Here is a 22,470-nt window from a genome sequence, read left to right as displayed (position 1 = left end):
GAGGGATAGTAACATGGAGAAATTGCAGCAATTTTATCAGAAAAGATTAAAAAACAGTTTTGCCTTCTGCGCAGTATGGGCTTTTGTACTTAACTTTGCCATAGAAACACTGGCAAGAAAAGGTCTTGGAGGTTTTGAGTTTTTACTGCACAGTCCGGTTGTATTCTTTTATAATACGCTGCTGATCTTTGCAACTTTGATTATTGCAACCCTTTTTAAACGAAGGGTATTTGTGGTAACGGTGGTCACCATCGTATGGATGGGAATCGGCATTACCAACGGTATTATTCTCATGCAGAGAATGACACCGTTTACAGTAAAGGATTTGAGCAATCTCGCCGACGGGGCAACGATTTTAACCAATTATTTCAGCAAAACCGAAATTATTCTTATTGCTGGCGGCATTTTGCTGGCGGCAACAGCGCTGCTGCTTCTTTGGATTAAGGGACCGAAGAAGAAAGAGCCAATACAATGGAAGAGGAATCTGACCGCTGCAGTTGTAGTCATTGCATTGACCTTTGTGATGACTTTTGGGCTGATTCGTATCGGAGTACTGAGTACTTTTTTTGGAAATCTGGCGTATGCCTATGAGGACTACGGTGTGCCGTACTGCTTTGTGAACACCTGGCTCAATACCGGAATTGCAAAGCCTGCAGGATACGATGAAAAAATGATTAAGGGCCTCTTTGATAAGGATCAGTACAATGAAGATGGTACCATGAAGCTGGTTGAAAGTGACGAGGATGAAAATCACCCGAATATTCTATTCCTTCAATTGGAATCTTTTGTGGATCCATCCATGTTTAAGCATATTGAGCTTTCAGCGGACGCGGTGCCGAACTTCCGCAGAATGAAGCAGAAATATACCACTGGCAAACTCACCGTTCCTGCCTGCGGCGCGGGAACTGCCAACACGGAATTTGAAGTGATGACCGGAATCAGCGTTAAGTTCTTTGGACCGGGCGAATATCCGTTTAAGTCCATTCTGAAAGAGAGGACCGGGGAGAGCCTTGCCTTTGACCTAAAATCCTTGGGCTATAAGACCCATGCGGTGCATAACCACAGAGCCCTTTTCTATAACAGAAATGATGTGTTTGCCAATATCGGTTACGACAGCTTTACTTCACTGGAATACATGAGTGACGTGCCGAAAACGCCGAAAAACTGGGCGAAGGATAGCATATTGACGGAACAAATTCTGGAAACCATGGAGCTGACTGAGGAAAGAGATTATATCTATACCATTTCCGTACAGGGACATGGAAAATATCCGACTGAGCAGATCATCAAGAATCCAAAAATCCAGGTCACGGATGCGCCGAATGAAGATATCAAATGGCAGTATGAGTACTATGTCAATCAGATTTATGAGATGGATTTGTTCATTAAGGAACTGACGGAAGCCCTTGAAGCTTATGATGAGGACGTAATTCTGGTTATGTACGGTGACCATATTCCGGCACTGGATATAACGGAAGATATTTATGCCGAGGACAATCTGTACCAAACGGAATATATCATGTGGAGCAATTTCCCGATGGAAAAAAGGGATAAAAATTTAGCGGCATATCAGCTTGCAGCAGAAGTTTTGAACCGGGTAGATATTCATACCGGAACTACTGTAAAGTATCATCAGACAAAAGACCATGATGCAGCAGATTATCTGGATAATCTGAAAGCGCTGGGGTATGATATGTACTATGGAAAAGGCTATATTTACGGCGGAGAAAATCCGTTTGAAAGGGCCAAAATGACTCTGGGTGTAAAGAAAATCAAAATTGATAAGGTAGTCAATATCGGTGGAAAGTATTACATTAAAGGACAGAACTTTACGGAATACAGCAAGGTAACCCTTAACGGAGAAACCTTGAGAACCATTTATCTTGGACCGAGTCTTCTGGGACTGCAGGAGGAAGTTGACCCTGCTGACGCAGAAAATATGAAGGTCAGCCAGATAGATAAGTCTAATAAAGAAATTATCAGTACTACAGAGTAAACGCGAACGGAGGAAAACCATGAAATCTTTGGAAACAGAACGACTGAACCTTAGAATGTTTACCCCTGAAGACGCAGAAGATGTGTATGCTTATGCGAGCAATCCTAACGTAGGACCGCCTGCAGGCTGGGCGCCTCATAAAAGCGTGGAAGATTCCAGAAAAATTATAGAGGAAATTTTTATGCCGCCTGAAGCTTGGGCGATTTGTATTAAAGGCGATGACAGAGTGGTCGGCGTTATTGCGCTGGAGCCAGATAATATCAGACCTGAGGCTAACAGCAGGGAACTGGGATATAATCTGGCGGAGGAACACTGGGGCAAAGGATATATGACAGAGGCGGCAAAGGAAGTGCTTCGTTTTGCCTTTGAGGAACTGGGACTGGATCAGGTTGGAATCTGTACCAGCAGAGTCAACAGGCGTTCTCAGCGTATTATTGAAAAGTGTGGCTTTACCTATGAGGGTACCATTCGCAGATACTATAAAATCTATGATGGAAGTCTGCGTGATTCAATGGTGTTTTCCATGCTGAGAGAAGAATTTTTTGCGGGAAAAGACAGCAAATAAGTCTGTATCACCTAATAAGAAGTTAAAAGAAAAGAGCGTGTATTGTCAGTGACTCACGCTCTTTATATACTTTAAATCGTATTTATGGCTGCAGACCCAGCTCTATGAACTTGTGAAGCTCTGAAAGGGAAATCTTCTGAAGTCTGCATTTTCCAATGGATTCGGGAATAATCATGGTAATTTTATCACCGCTGATTTTTTTGTCCATCAAGGCGAAACGGTATAAATCCTCGAGGGGATAATCGACAGACAAATCGAAGCCGAGATTGGTGAGAATTTCGGTCAGATCGCCGCTGATATCTACATTGGTGAGGCCTTGCCTGAAAGCAGCTTTCGCTTCTACGACCATGCCTTTTGCGATGGCTTTTCCGTGAGGTATGGAAAAAGCACTGAGTTTCTCAAGACCGTGCCCGATAGTATGACCGAAGTTTAGAATCTGGCGCAGACCCATGTCCCGTTCATCAGCTTCGACAACGGATTTTTTGATGGAAACGCAGCGTTCAATGACGTATTCGTAATCTTGTGCTTTAATATGTTCAATCAGAGATGACTCTGCGACGACAGCGCATTTAATGGCTTCCGCAACACCATCCTGTAGTTTGGAAGGCGGCAGACTGTCAAAGGTTTTGTAGTCGCACAGTACCAGGGAAGGCTGCCAGATAGCACCGACCAGATTTTTTCCGGAGAGCAGATTGATGCCCGTTTTGCCGCCGACAGCAGCATCTATCGCAGACATATAAGTGGTCGGGATTTGAATGTACGGAATGCCGCGCATATAGGTGGCAGCAACAAAGCCTGCCATATCGCCGACAACGCCGCCGCCGAGGGCGATAATGCCGTCGGAGCGGTTGAGACTTTCGTCCGCCATAGCTTCCAGGATATTGGAGTAAGTGTTCAAATTCTTGGAATGTTCGCCTGCAGGAAAAACTACTTTGGAGGTGCGGTATCCGTGCTCCATTAATGATGTCATGATGACCTGGGAATAAATACTGTTGACCGTGCTGTCTGTAATAATGCAAAGATGGCAAGGAGGAATACAAGTGCTGATATAAGCACCTGCGTCCTTGAGTAAAGCTTCGCCGATTAAGACTTCGTAAGGATTTTCAGTTGAAATAAGAAATTTTTTCATTTTGTAGAGCTCCTGCCGCAACGGCTGTTATTGATAATATATAGTCCCATATGTTATACTATAAACGATTGTAACATATTTTTCAGTTTTTTGCAAAAACCATATACAAGAGGTGAGTAAAATTAAGAAATTCATAGGCAGATGTATTTTTGCAGTCATCGCCCTTGGCTGCATCATCGGAATTGCCAGTATGACTATAAATAACCATATCGTAAAATCGCAGAAGGATAATATCCTGTGCGCCGTTACTGAGGAGGAGCCTGTGCTTGCTTCTTCGGATATCGAGAGACTTAAGGATAAAGGCGCAGACTGCATTTTAGTGCTGGGCGCGGGAATTAAAGATGACGAAACGCCGACGCCGATGTTAAAGGACAGACTGGACTTGGGCATTATGCTTTACCAGGAGGGCGTTGCGCCGAAGATTCTTCTTTCCGGCGACAACGGAACGGAAAGTCATAATGAGATTCATGTCATGCTGAATTATGTAAAGAAAGCCGGTGTGCCGGAAGAAGACATTTTCTGTGACCATGCGGGATTTTCCACTTATGACTCCATGTACCGGGCAAAGGACATTTTTTCGGCACAAACTATCATTGTAGTGACCCAGACCTATCATGAATACAGAGCACTGTATATCGGTGATGAACTGGGGCTGGATGTATTTGGCGCTGCTTCAGATCAGTTTACTTATGCGGGGCAGCCTATGAGAGAGATTAGGGAAGTTATGGCACGAGTGAAGGATTACTTTAAGGTTATGGGGAAACCGGAATCGGTGCTGGGGGGAGAAGTGATTCCAATCAGCGGCAGCGGTATCATATCACACGGAGAGTAGAGAAATGGACTATCAGCTATACGAAATTTTACTTTTGTTTTCAATTTACAGCATTGCGGGATGGATTTTTGAAGTGTTTCTGTTTGCGCTGCAAAACAAAGGCTTTCAGAATAGGGGAGTTTGCTACGGACCTTATTTGAGCGCTTTTGGCTTTGGTGCCCTGGGAATTCTATATGGAAATGCTTTTCTTGAAGAGAATTTTACGCTGAATCCGACGGTCTCTTTTATCAGCATTTTCGTTTTGGGAATTGCTGTGGGGCTTGTAATGTGGCTTTTGAGCGCCCTTGTGATTAATGGATTTTGCGGTGCAAAGGTGATTCACTTAAAATGGTACTATCCAATTTTGGCAGGTTTCGGTGCATGGATATTGATTTTGCAATTGAATCCGCTGCTGGTGGTGTTCATAAAACGGCTGCCGTCTTGGATTCATATGGTATTTTTGCTAGTTTATTGGGTGAGATATTTTCCGGAATTGGTAGATGGTATCATGGAAATGAAAAAATTTAAAAAAACACACACATTGCATAGACACGCGGAATAAGATAATGGAGGAGATAAAATCCTCCATTATTTTTTTTGCGGGGTGAAACGGATGATATATCTTGACAATGGAGCAACGTCATTTCCCAAACCAAAGGGTATGACCTATATAATGGAAGACTGCATGCTGCATTATTGCGGAAATCCAGGCAGGTCAGGTCATGCTATGTCCATGAAGACAGGGGAAAAGATTTATGAGGCAAGAAAACAGGTGGCAAAGCTTTTTAGTATTAAAAATCCAGGCAGACTGTTATTTACAAAAAATACCACGGAGAGTTTGAATCTGGCAATGTACGGATTCTTGCGCAATGGGGATCACGTTGTCACCACCTCCATGGAACATAACTCAGTGCTGAGACCTTTGAAGGCGCTGGAAGATAGAGGGGTGCAGCACTCCATTGTATGTGGAAATATAGAGGGGTGTGTGAGCGGGCAGGCGATAGGAAATGCCATCACAGAAAAGACGAGACTTATTGTGATGACGGCGGCATCCAACGTGACAGGAAGTATCATGCCAATCAAAGAGGTTGCCGGGATTGCCAAAGAAAAAGGAATTCCGCTGCTTTTGGACGCTGCCCAGGCTGCGGGCTGTATGCCTTTGAACGTGGAGGAACTGGGAATTTCCATGATGGCTTTTCCGGGACACAAAGGATTGCTTGGACCTCTTGGCACCGGATGTCTTTATGTTTCCGAGGAAATAGAACTGCAGCCGCTGCTTTACGGAGGAACCGGAACAGAATCAAGAAGCAGACTGCAGCCTGCGGATTTTCCGGAAGGCTTTGAAGCAGGCACTGTCAATGCACCGGGAATCATAGGGCTGGGCTATGCGGCATCAGTAGTGGAAAAAGTGGGAATTCACGCGATTGCGTACCATGAAAGACAGCTGATTTGTCAATTTGACAATGCGATTCGCAATATGAATTGTGTAGATTTATATGGGCCGGTGTCGGAGCAGAAGACAGGAATCAGCTTGTTCAATATTCGCGGCATTGAGTGTGAGGAAGTTGCAGACAGACTGAACAGAGAGTTTGGAATTGCAGTCAGAAGCGGCTATCACTGTGCAGGCCTTGCGCACAGAACGATTGGAACTTGGGATACCGGTGCCGTTCGACTTAGTGTTGGACCATTCAACACGGGAAAGGACATCAAAAGGGCCGTTGATGCAGTTTGGAAAATATCACAGAAAAAATAAGTTTTTTTATGTGAACTTTGTGCGAATTTTACTGAAAGAACGGTTGATTTCATTGACAATAGACACTCTGCCATATATAATTTTAAGTTGTGGCTGAGTGTCGTTTTTTGAGACAAAGCCTTAAAATTTGGGTATAAGAAAGGGAAAAACATGTCGAGATTTAGCGTTAAAAAGCCATTTACGGTTTTTGTTGCAGTCATCCTTATTTTAATGACGGGAATCGTATCGTATACGAAGATGACGCCAGATTTGTTTCCGGATATCGATATGCCGTATGTAGTGGTTGTAACGCCGTATCCGGGTGCGACACCGGAAAAGGTGGAAACCGGAGTAACCAGACCTATGGAGCAGAGTCTGGCAACTTTGACGGATATAAAAAGTGTACAATCTGTTTCCAATGCTAACTATGCTATGGTAGTTCTGGAATTTGAAAATAGTGTGAATATGGATACCGTTTCTTCAGATATTTTACAGAAAATCAATCTGGTAGAGGGGAGTTTTGATGATGGGGTAGGTTCTACCACGATTATGAAAATTAATCCTAACATGATTCCAGTCAGTGTTGCTGCAGTCGATTATGAAGGAAAAGAAAGAGCGGAACTTTCCGCGTTTGTCAGTGATACGCTTTTGAATAGACTGGAGGGAGCTGCTGGTGTTGCAAGCATAAATTCCTCCGGGATTCTGGAAGAAAAAGTAAACGTTGTCATCAGTCAGGACAAGATTGACAAACTGAACAACAAGATTTTAGCGTCAGTCAACAGTCAGCTTGCCGATGCCCAGAACCAGCTGGACAGCCAGAAGGCTAAGGTGACCGACGGCAAGAAAAAACTGGAAGAGGGAAAGAACCAGATTGCCGAAGGTAAGGAAGAACTTAAAAAGGCAAAAGAACAGCTGGAAGCAGGCAAGGATTTTCTGCCGGAGGGCGAGTATGAAAAGCAGGCGGCTGCCCTTAAAACGGCGGAAGCGGAGCTTGCAAAGAATGAAAAACAGCTTGAAAAGACAAGTTCGCAGCTTTCCAAAGCGGATAAGCAGTTAAAATCTGCACAGGTGCAGCTGGATTCTCAGTCCAGCAAAGCGCGAGAAAGCGCCAATATCGGAGATAAAATTACGACTGATATGATTTCCGGCATTTTGCAAGCGCAGAACTTTTCCATGCCGGCTGGCTATATCGTGGAAAATGGGAATAATGTGCTGCTCAGCGTAGGCGATCAAATAACCACAGAGAAGCAGGCAAAGAATCTGTTCCTCTTTGATTCCGGTGTGGACAGCGTAGGAAAGGTTTACGTCAAGGATGTTGCTGATGTATTCATCAGCGATAACAGCGAGGACCTTTATGCAAAGATTAATGGGGAAGATGGCATTGTGCTGACTTTCTCAAAACAGTCGAATTTTGCGACGGCGGAGACCTGTGAAAATCTGCAGGAAAAGTTTGATCAGCTTGCCGAGGAATACGAAGGTCTGCATTTTACAACGCTGATGGATCAGGGTGATTACATAAAGCTGGTTGTAACTTCTATTTTGAGTAGTTTGCTTTGGGGTGCGCTCTTTGCGATTATCGTGTTGTTCCTGTTCCTCCGAGGAATCAAGCCGACATTGATTACGCTCTGCAGCATTCCAATCAGTATCATATTTGCTATACTTTTAATGTATTTCTCCGGCATTTCCATCAACCTGATTTCTATGTCAGGGCTTGCAGTGTCTGTAGGAATGCTGGTCGACAACTCCGTTGTTGTGATTGAAAATATCGTTCGTCTGCGGCGGCAGGGGGTTCCTGCTCCAAAGGCAGCAGTGGCAGGTGCAAAACAGGTGGGTGCTGCTATTACGGCGTCAACGTTGACAACGGTCTGTGTATTTGTGCCGATTATCTTTACGGATGGACTTACTAAACAGCTATTTACCGATATGGCGCTGACAGTGACATATACCTTGGCAGCTAGTTTGATTATTGCACTGACTTTAGTACCGGCTATGGCCTCTAAATTACTGGTAAAGACCAGAGAAACGGAAGGGAATTTTTTCCTTGCAGTTCTGGAAAAATATAAGCAGTCCGTTACCTTTGTGCTGCGTCATAAGTTACCGGTACTTCTTCTTGCAGTAGTACTTTTGGCAGGTAGTGTATATATGAGCCTGTCAAAAGGATTTATATTCATGCCGGAGATGAGTTCGCCGCAGATTCAGGCAACGGTAACAATGCCGAAGGGCAGCACCTTAGAGGAAACCAAAGAACAGGCAGACGAGGCTATCAAGCGGATTCAGAACGTGAATGGCGTAGAAACGGTTGGCGCAATGATGGGCGGCGGCAGCATGATGGGAGATTCCTCCTCAGAGCAGTCCGTATCCTTGTATATTATGCTGGAGGCGGAAAGTGAGACCGGCAGCAGTGCCATTGCAGCAGAAATTAACAGCCTTTGCGAAGATATGGAAGCAGAGGTTACTGCCTCTGGCTCTTCCATGGGCGACTTTACCACTGCCATGGGTGGCGCAGGGGTTTCCATCAAAGTCTACAGCGGTGATCTTGATAATCTGCAGGAAGCGGCTCACGGAATCACTGACGTTTTGGAAACTGTTGAAGGAATCGACGAAGTTGAAAGTGGTGTGCAGGAATCTGACAAAGAGTACCACTTTACAGTAAAGAAAACTGCTGCAATGAAGGAAGGTCTTACAGTTGCGCAGGTTTACGCGGCTATCGTGGATGCTATGACCTATGAGGATACGGCAACTACTGTGACATGGCAGGACGACAATTATGACGTGATTGTTTCTTCTGAGCAGAAAAGCCAGCTGACAACAAAGGATATCAGAAATCTGACTCTAACGGTGACCGACAGCGCAGGCATTGAAAAGGAAGTGAAGCTTTCCGACATTGCGGATTTGACGGAAAAGGAAACCTTAAAAGCTATCAATCGAGACAATCAGAGCAGATTCTTAACGGTATCGGCAAGCTTGCAGGACGGCTACAATATCACGAAGGTGACGGACGCGGCGAAGCAGGCTGTAGCAGATTACAAGCTGCCGGAAGGAGTAACCATCGAGTTTGACGGTGAAAACGAAGAAATCATGGATGCTATGAGTGATTTAGTGCTTATGTTGCTTCTGGGAATTGTCTTCGTATACCTGATTATGGTGGCGCAGTTCCAGTCACTGAAATCACCGTTTATCATTATGTTCACCATTCCGCTGGCATTTACGGGAGGTTTACTGGCACTGCTGATTTTCGGCAAGGAAATCAGTGTCATCGCCATGATTGGTATGGTTATGCTGACGGGTATTATCGTAAATAACGGCATTGTGCTGGTGGACTACATCAATCAACTGCGTGCAGGTGGTGCATCCAAGAGAGATGCCATCGTCGAAGCGGGTATGACTCGTATGCGTCCGATTCTCATGACATCGCTGACTACGATTTTGGGCTTGATTGTCATGGCATTTGGAAACTCAACAGGAACTGATATGATGCAGCCGGTGGCCCTTGTTTGTATCGGCGGACTTGTTTATGCAACTTTAACAACGCTGTATATTGTGCCAGCGATTTATGATATAATGAACAGAGAAAATTATAAATACATTTCAGATGAAGATCTGGATATCAGCAATATTAATTAAGTAGGAGGTCATACGTGAAGTTATTTGACAACAAAGTACAGGAAACAAAGTACAAGGTACTTCGTGAGGTAGCAGTACAGACATGGAAAGGAAATGACGTGTTTGCAGAGTTTAACGAAGTTGCCAGCAAAATTATTCCAAAGGATGAGCCGCCGCAGCGTTGCTGCATTTACAAGGATAGGGCAGTCGTTGCGGAGCGTATGCGTCTTGCCATCGGCGGCAGCAGAAAGAATTCTAATGTGGTGCAGGTAATTGATATTGCCTGCGATGAATGTCCGGAAGCAGGATACGTTGTAACTGACCTGTGCAGAGGCTGTCTTGCTCACGGGTGTATTGAAGCTTGTAAGTTAAAGGCAATCACTATCGATGAAAATCATCATGCCAAAATTGATAAGACCAAGTGCGTTGACTGCGGGCGCTGCGCTACAGCTTGTAAATACAGCGCGATTCATAATTTCCAGAGACCGTGTGAGATTGCCTGCAAAGTAGGTGCAATTTCTATGGGTCCGGGAGGAGAAGCTTCTATCGATTACGAAAAATGCATCAGCTGCGGTTCCTGCGTTTACCACTGCCCGTTTGGCGCAACGGTTGATGTGTCCAGCATTGTGGATGTTATCAACTGTCTGAAGGAAAGCACCAGAAAGGATTCCAATAATCCAACGGTTGCAATCGTAGCACCGTCCATCGGCAGCCAGTTTTTATATGCAAAATTGGGACAAGTGATTACCGGCATTCATAAGCTGGGTTTCGCGGAAGTGCTGGAAGTTGCGCTGGGTGCGGACATGGTATCCATTAAAGAGGGACAGGAACTTGTAGAAAAAGGATTTCTGACATCTTCCTGCTGCCCTGCTTTTGTAAAATACATAGAAACTAAGTTCCCGGATATGGTGGACAAGATTTCTCATAACTATTCGCCGATGGCAGAGCTTGCAAAGTTCTTAAAGGAAGGGCATCCGGAATATACCATCGTATTTATCGGTCCTTGTATCGCAAAGAAATCTGAGGTCAGAAAACCGGAAATCAGCAAATATGTAGATTATGCTATTACCTTTGAGGAACTGCAGGCGCTCTTCGACAGTAAGGATATTATCCTGAAGGAGCAGGAAGAGACCGAATGGAATCAGGCGACTTACTACGGCAGAATCTTTGCGAGAAGCGGCGGTCTTGCTGAGGCTGTAACTCAGGCACTGAAAGAACTGGATGTGCAGGACTTTGAATTTAATCCGATTTCCTGCTCTGGCATCGAGGAGTGCAGAAAGGCGTTAATGCGCGCAAGCAAGGGACTTCTGCCGAATAACTTTATCGAAGGTATGGCTTGTGTCGGCGGCTGCGTTGGCGGAAGCGGAAACATGATTCGCTACGAAGACGCACCAGAGGAATTTGAAGATCACACTGAAGAGGCAACCGCTGTAAAGATTAAGCCAAACTTGAGAAAGACCATTAATATTCTGTAGGCTTTGGGTGGCGCGCGAACTGGCGAAGTACAACGTACAACGTGACTTCTTGTGCCAGCCCGCGCGCTGTTTGTGCATAAAATTGAAGTTTTTCTCTGAAATATGCACATTCGTTCCGTATTCTGTGCATATTTTTTTTGAAAATGACTGATATATGCAGATTTCTGTGATAGAAAGCATGAGAATTGGAGAAAATAGGTCTAAAAATGCATATTTTAGGAGTTTTTCTTAATTATATGCACTCTGATGTGCATATTTTGGATGTTTTTGCTGAAATTATGCACTAAACAAGTTGGAGCGGATTTTATGATTCCTGGTATTAAAGGGTGTGAGTCAGGCAGGAAAAAACCTGGATTCTGAAAGAGTTTGGCAAACGCTATTATGAAAATACCGCATCCTGCAAAACCTAATGCTGGCCAAATTTAGTATTAGGCTTTCTTCTGGTTGCCTTGTGAGATAGTATCAAAATTTATAAAGTAGAAGGTATAACAAAAGCGGCTTTGACCGGATTTCATCCGGTAAAGCCGCCACTTTTTTAGTTCGTATAGTTGTCAAAATAACCCTGAATGTAGATAAACGGTGTGCCTTTGTCGCCGCTGCCGCTGGTCAGGTCACATAAAGAACCAATCAGGTCGGTCAGTCTTCTAGGCGTGGTGCCTTCTGCTACCATGGAATCGCCCAGTTCTGCATCCTTGTTCTTTATGTATTCGCTGATTGCATCTTTCAGTTCATCGCCTTTTAAATCAGCAAATTCATTGTCGGCAAGATATTTCAGTTTTACTTCGTTTGGTGTACCGTCAAGACCTTTTGTGTATCCTGGAGATACGATAGGGTCAGCCAGTTCCCAGATTTTTCCTACAGGGTCTTTGAATGCGCCATCGCCGTAGACCATGACTTCTACAGTTTTACCGGTCAGGACATTGATTTTTTTCTGAATGCCGTCAACAAATTCCTGACAGTGAATCGGGAAGAGTTTAACGCTGTTTTCGGTTGCTTTGTTAGAACCGAGCAGACCGTATTTATCATTGTAACCGCTTCCATCTACGCTTGCAGTCAATATATCGTCCATACCTAGCACCACTTCTGCGCCGGCTTCTTTGAGAAGTCTCTTAGATCTTGCTCTGGTATGAATGTCGCAAGTTAGCACTTTCTTGGTATAATCCAGAATTGATTTTGGGTTGTTGGAGAAGATGACTTCTGCTTCTGCACCTTCTTCCTTGATAAGATCTTTATAGTAATTCACATAGTCCATACCGGTGAAGGTATGTCTGGATTTTCCGAACAGCTCCTCAAACTGTGCCTGTGTCAGCACGTCGGAGTACGGGTTGATTCCTTTTTTATCCAGAAGGTCGATGTCAACCAGATGGTTGCCTACTTCGTCAGAAGGATAGCTGAGCATCAGTACAACTTTCTTTGCACCTTTTGCGATACCGCGTAGACAGATTGCAAATCTGTTTCTTGAGAGAATCGGGAAGATAACGCCGATGGTTTCTCCGCCGAGCTTTGCCTTTACGTCTGCAGCAATCTGATTAGTGGTAGCGTAGTTTGCCTGTGCTCTTGCCAGAATGGATTCTGTTACGGCAAGGATGTCTCTGTCCTGTATAGTAAATTCACCAGCTGCTGCCGCATCCATGACAGTGTCGATGACAATCTGGGCGAGGTCCTCGCCCTCTTTTATGATGGGAGCTCTAAGCCCTCTGGATACTGTTCCTACTTTTCTTTCCATTTTAAGATTCTCCTTTGATGCGACTGATTCCCATGTTTGCCAGCTCATCGGCACGGTTGTTCATCGCAGTGATATATTTGAAATCGTCGAAAGAAAAACGGCTTCCGTTCCAGCCGACGAATTTCGTGTAAAGTTTATCAAAGTCTGTAGCTTTGCTGTTTAGGTTAACATGCCCCTTCACGCGGAAAAATTTCACATCGTGCTTTCGCACCAGTGCCAGAAGCTCTTTCCACAGATCCTGGTTTTCTACAGATTTCTTGGCGGCATTGCGCCATTTATTCTTCTCCCAACTTTCGTACCATTTTTCGCGAAAACAGTTGGAAACGTAAGCGCTGTCGGAGAAAACTTCTACAGTCTGCCCATCCTTGTTGAGCGCTTTAAACGCCTCTATGACTGCGGTCAGTTCCATGCGGTTGTTGGTGGTATTTGCTTCACCACCGAACATTTCTTTCTTGTGTTCGCCAAATTCTAAAATGGCACCCCAGCCGCCGGCGTTCTCACTGCTCTGATTTCCTGAACAGCCGCCGTCTGTGTAAATTCTCAAAATCATCATTGGTATCCCCTTTGTAATTTTTTACACATACTATTATGCCTTATTTTGTTAAAAAGTACAACGGAAAATTTTTGTGGCGGTGAAAAAGTGTGCTATAATGAGGGAGAAGAAGCAGATTTAACCTAAATTGCGGTTTTCAAAAAAATATGTATAAACGTGCTATGGCAGGGGACTGCAGGACTTGCGTAATATGCAAGATTTGAAATTTGTTTAGGGAAATCTTGCGAAAAATGCAGGATTTGAGGACAAAAATCAAGGAATCATGCGTGCTCAAGCTTACTGCTCCTATCTTTTTATACATATTTTCTATTATTTCGATTTCTGGGTTAAGATTTGCGAATTCGCTTATACATTTTTTTCAAAAAGACCTATTTTAGGTTAAGCCACTGTACTGGCAATGGTGCTAGTGCAGGAATTAGATATGGCGCTATCCGCAAAAACATGATAAAATAAGTTTTGTGATTTTTATATGGAAGAGGTAAGAGATGGCGTTTCAGTTTTATTCCTTTGCCAGCGGCAGTTCCGGCAACTGCTATCTGGCAAGAAGTGAAAATACGACAATTTTAATAGATGTGGGCATTACCGGCAAGCGAATTTTTGAGGGGCTTTCTTTGCTCAATTTAAAGGCGGAGGAAGTAGACGCAATTTTGGTAACCCATGAGCATATGGACCATGTCAGGAGTCTGAAAATGCTAAGCAAGAAAGCGGTCAATGCCAGAGTCTGCGGCTCCGCGGGCACGTTGGCGGAGGTTATGGATAAGATTGATGGTGACAGAGCAAGGGCAGTTGGAGCTGCAGAGCGTTTCCAGATTGGAGATATTACCGTAGTTCCTTTTCGGCTTTCCCATGATGCGGCAGAGCCTTTTGGTTATTCGTTGATTCACCAGGGAAGACAGCTGACCATTGTGACTGATACTGGATACATTTCCGAGGAAATTTTCTTACATATTGAGAAAGCAGACCTGCTGGTTTTGGAAGCCAATCATGAGGTGAATATTCTGAAGATGGGGGCATATCCATATTATTTGAAACGAAGAATTTTGGGTGATGAAGGACATCTTTCCAACGAGGCGGCAGGGCAATGCCTTTGCGAAATGCTGCGGGCACGGAAAGAAAAGGGCTGCGCAAAAATACCGCAGGTGGTGCTGGCGCATTTAAGCAAGGAAAATAATACGCCGGGACAGGCATATCTAACCATTCGCAACATTTTATTTGAAGAGGATTTTTACATAGACAAAGATTTGATGTTAGATATTGCCAAAAGAGACGAGATTGGAAAAGAGATGGAAATATAGTATATGAACATTACGGTTATCTGTATTGGTAAATTAAAAGAAAAATACTGGAGTCAGGCTGTAGAGGAGTACAGCAAAAGGCTTCGCAGCTATTGCAGTCTGGAAATCCTGGAGTTAAAGGAGTCCAGACTTCCTGATAAAGCTGGTGCTGCCGAGGAGCTGGCTGTAAAGGACGCCGAAGGGAAGGAAATCCTGAGGCGGATTAAGGAAAACATGTATGTGATTACATTGGAAGTCAAAGGGAAAATGCTTTCCTCTGAAAAATTAGCGGAAAAGATAGAAAAACTGGGCCTTTCCGGCGACAGTAATATCGCCTTTATTATTGGCGGCAGTTTGGGACTTTCCGATGAAGTAAGCAGGAGAGCTGATTTTAAACTTTCCTTTTCTGAGATGACTTTTCCGCACCAGATGATGCGGGTGATTCTGCTGGAACAGGTGTATAGAAGTTTTAAAATTATGAGGAATGAAACTTATCATAAATAATTTCACTCATAGGTATTTACTTTTGCGGAAAAAGGATTATAATAAAAATAGTTCAAAATGAACAGGGAAAAATTTAATACGGAGAAGTTTTTTCTGTATGGTGGTTTATAGTTTACATTGCGAGGTTTTTTCCCTGTTTATTCTTGGATAAGAGAAGAAATGTCAAGGATTGAATTGACATTTTTTTTTTGGCGGTTTTCTACAAACTAAAAGATGTCAGGCAGGCAATTTTACGCCAACGTGACATCTTTTTTAGTTATAATGCTTATACAATCATATCATAGGTTGCGTAGTCCGGCATCCAGTGAGTGTCGGCAATATAGTGGAACAAAGTTTCCGTGTCTTTTGCTTTGAACAATTCCAGAATTTTACGATGTTCATTATTAGTCTTTGCAAACACTTCTTTCAGGGTCTGATCGTTGTCATCGATATAGGTTTTTTTCAATAGTTTGTTCTTTGTTTTAGCAATTGTATCGATTAGGGTATTGTTGCCGCATTTATTGATATATAGCTGGTGGAAGGTGGTTTGCTGTTTGTAATACATCTCGTAATTGCCAGAGTTGATAGCAAGCTCCATTGCGTCTATATAAAAAGCCATATCGGCATAATCCTGTTCTGTTAAATTGTCACAGGATAATTTTGCTGCGTAGCCATCGAGGACTCCGATGACTGCATAAATTTCCTTGATGTCGGTGTGACTCATCGCTTTGATGACAAAACCTTTGCGGGCGCGGTTTTCCAGCACGCCTTCAGCGGCTAGCTGAATTAAGGCTTCGCGGACAGGTGTACGGCTGATATTCAGTTCTTCACAGATCACATTCTCGTTGACACGTTTATCGGGGAGAAGGGCGCCATCACGTATTTGCTCGGCGATATAGTCATAGACGTGGTCTTTTAATGTTTTAAATCTTTCCATGTATGGTTTCCTCTCAAAATTCTAACGCTTATATATAATATATAACGGCTGGAATCTTTCGTCAATAGAATTCGACAAGAAACGCGAATTTATCTGAAAAATCAGATATGACCTATTGACAGAAGAAAAAGTTTTATATATAATATACTCATCTCGGTAGAAAATATAATATATTTTATAATTTATATCGAATATAATCTGCCGAGCGCAATTATTTTATTTATAGAAAGAAAGAGAGGTTTATGAAATGCCGACATTAAATGACAAGAAGAAGAAATTTCAATTTCCGAGCAGTACATTAATGCTGTTTTCCATCATTGTAGTGGTAACTATCTTAACCTACATTGTACCAGCAGGTCAGTATGAGTATGTGCTGGATGAGGCAACGGGCTATAACGTTGTAGATGGGGGAAGTTTTGCTTATGTTGATCAGAGCCCAGTCAATCCGTTCAAACTGTTCGTAGCAATTCAGGAAGGCTTTATCAACGGTGCACAGATTATCTTCCTGATTTTATTCGGATATTTCTGGGTATATTCTGTCATGCAGACTGGTGCTTTTACAGCGATGATTAACACGCTTCTTAACGGCAGGGCAAAGGACAGCAAATTATTTGTTCCTATCGTTATGTTGGTTTTTGCATTAGCGGGATCTACTTATGGCGAATTTGAGACTGTATATGGGCTGATTCCGATTTTCGTGGCGCTTGCCATTGCGCTGGGTTATGATGCAATCGTGGGAATGTGCATGTCAGGTATGGCAGTGGCAGTCGGCTTTGCCTCTGCAACGACAAATCCGTTTACCATCGGTATTGCACAGACGTTTGGGCAGCTGAAGATGTTCTCCGGCTTAGGATACAGATGGCTCATCTTTGTGGTATTCTATCTGGTTGCTGTGGCGCTGGTGATGAGATATGCTCTAAAAATTAAGAAGGACCCAACGAAGAGTCTGCTTTACGGCATGGATTACTCTGCTTTCCAGGTTGAACGTGATGAAACCATGAAGTTTACAGGCAAACACAAAATTATTATGCTTGGTATGGTTGTTACAGTCGCAACCATTGTATATGGCTCTTTAGAACTGGGCTGGTATATCAATGAAATGAGCGCTGTATTTATCATTTCCGGTATCATTTCTTCTATCATCGGAGGCAAAAGAGCAGAGGGTATCTGCGCAGATTTGATTACATCGTTGTCAGAAATGACAGTTGCAATGGTCGTAGTAGGTATGTCCAGAGCAATTCTGGTTATCATGCAGAACGGAGTGATTATTGATACTGTAATTCACGGTATGAACAGCATGATGGATGGACTTCCAGCGTGGGGAACAGGTATTGCAATGCTGATTGTGCAGAATGTCCTGAATTTCTTTATCCCATCGGGCAGCGGTCAGGCGGCAGCAATTATGCCGATTATGATTCCGCTGGCAGACCTGTCTGATCTAAACAGACAGATTGCAGTGCTTGCTTATCAGTTTGGTGATGGATTCTCCAATCTGTTATGGCCGACAGCGTCCTGTACAATTATGTGTGGTATTGCAAAAATTCCTATGGGCAAATGGTATAGATTCTTCCTGCCGATTTTTGCAGTGTTCTTCGTATTACAGATTATCTTTATTGTAATCGCAGTTCTGATGAACTATAGTTAAAATAACGGGAAAAGAAAGGATTTTCTAAAATGCAGGAAAAAGAGTTTAGAGATTTGCTGCTTGCGCAGGTGCGCATCTTTGAGAAAGAAGTTATTGCAGTCAATGACTATATGGCAGAAAATCCGGAAACTGGGTCGGAAGAGTATAATAGTTCTCGCAAAATGGTAGAATTGCTGAGAAAATACGGAATTCAGGTGGAGTATCCTTTTGCTGGATTAGATACAGCCTTTAAAGGGATTATCAATCCTGAAAAGGAAAGCAGAATGGTGCTTTTAGCAGAATATGACGCTCTGCGGGGTTTAGGTCATGCCTGCGGTCACTGCGCCAGCGGCAGTGCGAGCCTTCTTGCGGCTTTGGCGCTGAATCAGGTAAAGGATCAGCTGGATTTCGGCGTAGATATTATCGGAACACCTGATGAAGAAGTCAACGGTGATAAATGCTATATGGCGGATGAGGGTGTTTTCGATGGATATGATTTTGCAGCCATGGTTCACATGGGCAGCTTTAATACGGCAGAGGTTAAATTTATTGCCTTAGATGGTCTGGGCTTCAAGTGGCACGGCGCGCCAGCTCATGCGGCAGCAGCACCGGAAAAGGGAAGAAATGCCCTCAATGCGGCACGACTGTTTATGGACGCAGTCGATATGATGAGACAACATGTCATAGAGGAAGCTAGATTGCATGGCTTCATTAAGCAAGGCGGTGTTGCTTCTAATATCGTTCCCGATGAGGTGGAAATTGAATTTATAACCAGAGCGCCAAGAAGGGAAGACCTTAATGATATTACAGCGTGGGTCAGAGACTGCGCAAAAGCGGCGGCTCTTGCGACTCGGACGGAAGCTGAGATGTTTCTGGTCGGTGCGCCGTTCCATGAACTGCATATCAGTGAAATTGGTAAGAAGATTATGGAAGACTGCTTTACCGATCTGGATATAGACTTTGTAAAAGGATCCTCTGCCATGACAGGTTCCTCAGATATCGGCAATGTCGATTATCGCTGTCCGGCATTTCATCCGGTTATGGGAATTGGTAAGAATTACGATCCCCATACCAAGGAATTTGCAGATGAAATGACTTGCCCGGGAACCCATCAGGCGATCAAAAATTCAGCGAATTATCTGCTGACTTTAGCGGCAAAGCTTTATACCGATAAGGAGTTGCTCGCGAAGCTCAAAGCAGATCACAAGGCGTACAGAGGATATTAACTCTTAAAAATTTGAAAAGATCATAGTTTTATGTGATAATTAGGGAATGTGTGAAAATGCATTCCCTTTTTTTAAAATAATTTATGTTAATGGAGGAAATTATGAATTACGGATGTCAGAGTATGGTCAAAAAAATTGACACAATTTTAATTAAACGGCCGGAAGCGGCTTTTGTGAGTCAGGAAAACCTCAACGAGAATTGGGAAAAATTCAAGTATTTCGGGTGTCCAGACTATGAGAAGGTGCTTAAGGAGTACGAGGTCTTTGAAAAGATCATCAAAGACAATGTCGAAAATGTTTATTATCTTCCTTATGACGAGAGAACCGGACTTGACTCTATCTACACCCATGACTCCCTCAAAGTCACGAAAAAAGGTGCAATTTACTTTCCGATGGGAAAAGAACTTAGAAATAAGGAGCGCCTTGCGACAGAAGCTTTTTTAACAGAGCATGGGGTGCCGACTTTAGGATACATTAAGGCGCCGGGAAAAATGGAAGGCGGCGATGTCCTTTGGATTGATGAAAAGACTGTAGCGATCGGCAGGGGGTATAGAACTAATGATGAAGGCATTCGCCAGTTCAAAGAGCTGACAAAGGATTTTATCGATGAATATATTGTGATTCCAATGCCCCACGGTGACGGCGAAGAGGCGTGTCTTCACCTGATGAGCATTATCAGTTTTGTGGACACAGATAAAGCCGTTGTTTATTCCAAATACATGCCGGTATTCTTTAGAGAATATCTCATCGAAAGGGGCATACAGCTGATCGAATGCAATGATGAAGAATACGATTATCTGGGAACCAACCTGCTGGCGCTGGAACCTGGAAAATGTGTTTTAATCGCAGGCTGTCCGGAGATTCAGAAAAAAATCGAAGACGCAGGTGTAACGGTTTACACTTACGAAGGAAAAGAAATGTCCTACCGTGGTACCGGCGGACCGACCTGTCTGACCTGCCCGGTATGCAGAAAATAGGAGCTTCGAGGTAATATTCATGAAAAATCACAATTTGGATTTTGCGCTGCTGGGCGATAAGATCAAAGAAATTCTATATGAATATGTAAAAATTGAAAGTTTTACTAATACCTCTGGTGAGCGATTAGTAGAGGAGTTTTTCACTGGGCATTTTGAAAAGATTCCATATTTCAAAGAGCACCCCGAGAATTGGGGTCTGTACCCCTTAGAAGATGATCCGCTGCAAAGGAATGTCTGCTGGGCTATAGTACGGGGAAAAGGGAATAAAACTGTTGCCATGGTACATCATTACGACATTGTGGATATCGAAGATTATAAATTGCTCAAGCCGCTGGCTTTTTCACCTGATGAACTTGCGGCAGCCCTTGCAGATCATAAAGATATGCTGCCGGAAGATGCGCTGGTGGATCTGGAAGCTGGCAGCTTTGTATTCTGCAGAGGCGGCTGTGATATGAAGGCGGGAGGCGCTATCCAGTACGCACTTTTAGAGGAATACAGCAAACTTGCGAATTTTGAGGGAAATGTCATCGTTCTTGGCGTCCCCGATGAGGAAAACCTTTCTGCCGGCATGCGGGCTGCGGTGCGGCTTTTGGCAGAACTAAAGGAAAAGCAGGGACTTGAATATCTGATGATGATCAACAGCGAGCCCCATCAGAGAAAAGATTTTTCCAAAGGTGTTTTTTCTGAGGGAACAGTGGGAAAAATGATGCCATTTGTCTATGTGAGAGGATTTTTATCTCATGCAGGGAAAGTCTTTGAGGGACTCAATCCGGTATCCGTTTTGTCGGAAATTGTGGCGAAAACGGAAGTTAACATGGACTTTGCCGATGTAGTAGACGGAGAAGCGGCGCCGCCGCCAACCTGGTTATATCAAAAGGATAGTAAAGATCGTTATGATGTCTCTATGCCGCTGTCTGCACAAGGTTGTTTTAGCGTTCTAACTTTAAAGCAAACGCCTGCAGAGCTTTTAGGAAAGGTAAAGAGGGTCTGTGAAGATGGATTTCTGACAGTAATTGAGCGGCTTAACGAGAATTATGAGAAGTTTTTAGCTGCTACGGGGCAGCCGGTAAAGAAGCTGCCTTGGAAGGTGAAGACTGTAGGTTTTGGAGAACTTTATGAAGAGGCAAAAGCCCAGCACGGGACAGTCTTTGAAGAGGCTTACGAAATGGAAAGAGAGCGGATCTTGCGGGATCTTGCGGAAGGGCGTATCAATATGATTGAAGGGAACTTCCAGCTCATTGAGAAAATCTACGATTATATTGAGGATATTTCCCCCAGAGTTGTGTACGGTTTACTTCCGCCGTATTATCCAAACGTGTCCAATGTATATTTTGATGGGATTGCAGAGGAAGCGTCGGGGCTGAGCGAAAAGTTATCCACATATACACAAGAAGAGTATGGACAAATTTACGATAAAGAGTATTTCTACACCGGAATCTGCGATCTGAGCTACATCAATATTGACGATCCGACAGCCCAGCGGGAATCGGTGGCAGGTGCTATGCCGCTCTTTGGTGCGTACTATGATATTCCTTTCGAGCAGATTAAAGCTGTTTCCATGGCAGGGATTAACATCGGTCCGTGGGGAAAGGATTTTCATAAACTGACGGAGAGAGTATACAAAGAGGATTTGTATGAGCGCACGCCGCGCATTTTGGATTATGCAGTGAAGCTGCTGCTAAAATAAGCTGGCATGTTTTTTCACAAACTGCTGAAAGTTTTGCCGTTCTCCGGCAATGAGCAGGTGCATGGTTTCCCTAAAAATAAAATCTTGGGAATCTACCGCCTTGATGACATCGTTTTCTTTATAAGCGATGACATTGAGTCGGTATTTTTTTCGTATCTCCAGTTCTTTAAGACTGTGTCCAATCCAGGACTTTGGCGGCGCAATTTCAAAAATACCGTAATCAGAAGAAAGTTCCAGATAGTCAAAGGCACTGGCGGCGCTGTATTTCATCGCAGTGCGCAGCGCCATGTCACGTTCGGGATAGATGACGGCATCGGCGCCGTTGGAAAGAAGAAATTTAGCATGAAGATCCTGATTGACTTTGGCAATCACCTTTTTTGCGCCCTGTTCTTTCAGCATCATGGTGATAATCAAAGAAGTTTCCAGATTGTTGCTGATGCAGACGAAGGAAAGATCAAATTCGCTTGCACCGAGGCTTTTGATCACTGATTCATCTGTGCAGTCACCGATTTGGGCAGCAGTGACAAAGGGTGCAATTTCGTTGACACACCGCTCGTCTTGATCGATTACCAGAAGTTCATTTCCCAGTTCAGAAAGACGCATGGACAGATGACGACCGAATCTGCCCAGTCCAATAATTAAAATAGAACGCATGAGTTGTCTCCTTTTGTT

Annotated in this window: 18 protein-coding genes; 13 read left to right on the top strand and 5 right to left on the bottom strand. The window is 43.8% G+C overall.

The annotated features are described in order from the left end of the window. Positions 1-13: 13 nt before the first annotated feature. Both D1155_RS03225 and D1155_RS03220 read left to right on the top strand, forming a co-directional pair. Positions 14-1,996, top strand: coding sequence for an LTA synthase family protein (locus D1155_RS03225; protein ID WP_160200983.1), 1,983 nt, complete (start codon positions 14-16; stop codon positions 1,994-1,996). 19 nt (positions 1,997-2,015) lie between these two features. Then, positions 2,016-2,561: a GNAT family protein gene (locus D1155_RS03220; RefSeq protein WP_160200982.1), complete on the top strand. Its 546-nt coding sequence runs from the start codon at positions 2,016-2,018 to the stop codon at positions 2,559-2,561. A gap of 82 nt (positions 2,562-2,643) precedes the next feature. On the opposite strand, the gene aroB is transcribed toward D1155_RS03220, so the two are convergent. Continuing rightward, positions 2,644-3,690, bottom strand: a complete 1,047-nt coding sequence (aroB, locus tag D1155_RS03215) for a 3-dehydroquinate synthase (protein WP_160200981.1) — start codon at positions 3,688-3,690, stop codon at positions 2,644-2,646. A gap of 112 nt (positions 3,691-3,802) precedes the next feature. Between aroB and D1155_RS03210 the strand changes: the two genes are divergently transcribed. The 5 genes from D1155_RS03210 to D1155_RS03190 all read left to right on the top strand — a co-directional run bounded on the left by D1155_RS03210 (position 3,803) and on the right by D1155_RS03190 (position 11,311). After that, a complete protein-coding gene (locus D1155_RS03210) occupies positions 3,803-4,522 on the top strand; it encodes an ElyC/SanA/YdcF family protein (protein WP_160200980.1) in 720 nt (239 codons plus the stop codon). 4 nt (positions 4,523-4,526) lie between these two features. Beyond that, positions 4,527-5,063, top strand: a complete 537-nt coding sequence (locus tag D1155_RS03205) for a hypothetical protein (protein WP_160200979.1) — start codon at positions 4,527-4,529, stop codon at positions 5,061-5,063. Positions 5,064-5,114: 51 nt separating this feature from the next. After that, positions 5,115-6,254 carry an aminotransferase class V-fold PLP-dependent enzyme gene (locus tag D1155_RS03200; RefSeq protein ID WP_160200978.1) on the top strand — a complete coding sequence of 380 codons (1,140 nt, stop codon included), beginning with the start codon at positions 5,115-5,117 and terminating at the stop codon, positions 6,252-6,254. A 150-nt stretch (positions 6,255-6,404) separates the two neighbouring features. Further along, positions 6,405-9,857 carry an efflux RND transporter permease subunit gene (locus tag D1155_RS03195; RefSeq protein WP_160200977.1) on the top strand — a complete coding sequence of 1,151 codons (3,453 nt, stop codon included), beginning with the start codon at positions 6,405-6,407 and terminating at the stop codon, positions 9,855-9,857. A 14-nt stretch (positions 9,858-9,871) separates the two neighbouring features. Continuing rightward, positions 9,872-11,311: a monomeric [FeFe] hydrogenase gene (locus tag D1155_RS03190; protein ID WP_160200976.1), complete on the top strand. Its 1,440-nt coding sequence runs from the start codon at positions 9,872-9,874 to the stop codon at positions 11,309-11,311. A gap of 535 nt (positions 11,312-11,846) precedes the next feature. Here D1155_RS03190 and D1155_RS03185 read toward each other — a convergent pair. Both D1155_RS03185 and D1155_RS03180 read right to left on the bottom strand, forming a co-directional pair. Next, positions 11,847-13,037 carry a coenzyme F420-0:L-glutamate ligase gene (locus D1155_RS03185; protein ID WP_160200975.1) on the bottom strand — a complete coding sequence of 397 codons (1,191 nt, stop codon included), beginning with the start codon at positions 13,035-13,037 and terminating at the stop codon, positions 11,847-11,849. A 1-nt stretch (position 13,038) separates the two neighbouring features. Next, positions 13,039-13,590, bottom strand: a complete 552-nt coding sequence (locus D1155_RS03180) for a ribonuclease HI (protein WP_160200974.1) — start codon at positions 13,588-13,590, stop codon at positions 13,039-13,041. A gap of 485 nt (positions 13,591-14,075) precedes the next feature. Here D1155_RS03180 and D1155_RS03175 point away from each other — a divergent pair, with 485 nt between their 5' ends. Together D1155_RS03175 and rlmH are read left to right on the top strand one after the other, a co-directional pair. Further along, positions 14,076-14,885 carry an MBL fold metallo-hydrolase gene (locus D1155_RS03175; RefSeq protein WP_160200973.1) on the top strand — a complete coding sequence of 270 codons (810 nt, stop codon included), beginning with the start codon at positions 14,076-14,078 and terminating at the stop codon, positions 14,883-14,885. Positions 14,886-14,888: 3 nt separating this feature from the next. Further along, positions 14,889-15,368, top strand: coding sequence for a 23S rRNA (pseudouridine(1915)-N(3))-methyltransferase RlmH (gene rlmH, locus D1155_RS03170; protein WP_160200972.1), 480 nt, complete (start codon positions 14,889-14,891; stop codon positions 15,366-15,368). Between the two features lie 265 nt (positions 15,369-15,633). Here rlmH and D1155_RS03165 read toward each other — a convergent pair whose 3' ends face one another. After that, positions 15,634-16,284 (bottom strand): GntR family transcriptional regulator, encoded by a 651-nt coding sequence (locus D1155_RS03165; RefSeq protein ID WP_160200971.1) that lies wholly within the window; start codon positions 16,282-16,284, stop codon positions 15,634-15,636. 247 nt (positions 16,285-16,531) lie between these two features. On the opposite strand from D1155_RS03165, the gene D1155_RS03160 reads away from it, so the two are divergent. The 4 genes from D1155_RS03160 (at position 16,532) to D1155_RS03145 (ending at position 21,798) form a co-directional block, all read left to right on the top strand. Continuing rightward, complete coding sequence (locus D1155_RS03160) at positions 16,532-17,929, top strand: AbgT family transporter (protein WP_160200970.1); 1,398 nt, start codon at positions 16,532-16,534, stop codon at positions 17,927-17,929. Between the two features lie 29 nt (positions 17,930-17,958). Then, positions 17,959-19,134, top strand: coding sequence for an amidohydrolase (locus D1155_RS03155; RefSeq protein WP_160200969.1), 1,176 nt, complete (start codon positions 17,959-17,961; stop codon positions 19,132-19,134). Between the two features lie 101 nt (positions 19,135-19,235). Then, positions 19,236-20,111, top strand: a complete 876-nt coding sequence (locus tag D1155_RS03150; RefSeq protein WP_160200968.1) for an arginine deiminase family protein — start codon at positions 19,236-19,238, stop codon at positions 20,109-20,111. A gap of 19 nt (positions 20,112-20,130) precedes the next feature. Next, positions 20,131-21,798 (top strand): M20/M25/M40 family metallo-hydrolase, encoded by a 1,668-nt coding sequence (locus D1155_RS03145; RefSeq protein WP_243151003.1) that lies wholly within the window; start codon positions 20,131-20,133, stop codon positions 21,796-21,798. On the opposite strand, the gene D1155_RS03140 is transcribed toward D1155_RS03145, so the two are convergent. Then, positions 21,790-22,452, bottom strand: coding sequence for a TrkA family potassium uptake protein (locus D1155_RS03140; protein ID WP_160200967.1), 663 nt, complete (start codon positions 22,450-22,452; stop codon positions 21,790-21,792). The genes D1155_RS03145 and D1155_RS03140 overlap by 9 nt on opposite strands. Between the last annotated feature and the right edge of the window lie 18 nt (positions 22,453-22,470).

The organism is Anaerotruncus sp. 80, assembly GCF_009936115.1.
Lineage (GTDB): Bacteria > Bacillota > Clostridia > Peptostreptococcales > Anaerovoracaceae > Senimuribacter > Senimuribacter intestinalis.
The sequence above is the reverse complement of the archived record's forward strand: the minus strand, read 5'-3'. Positions and strand labels throughout refer to the sequence as shown.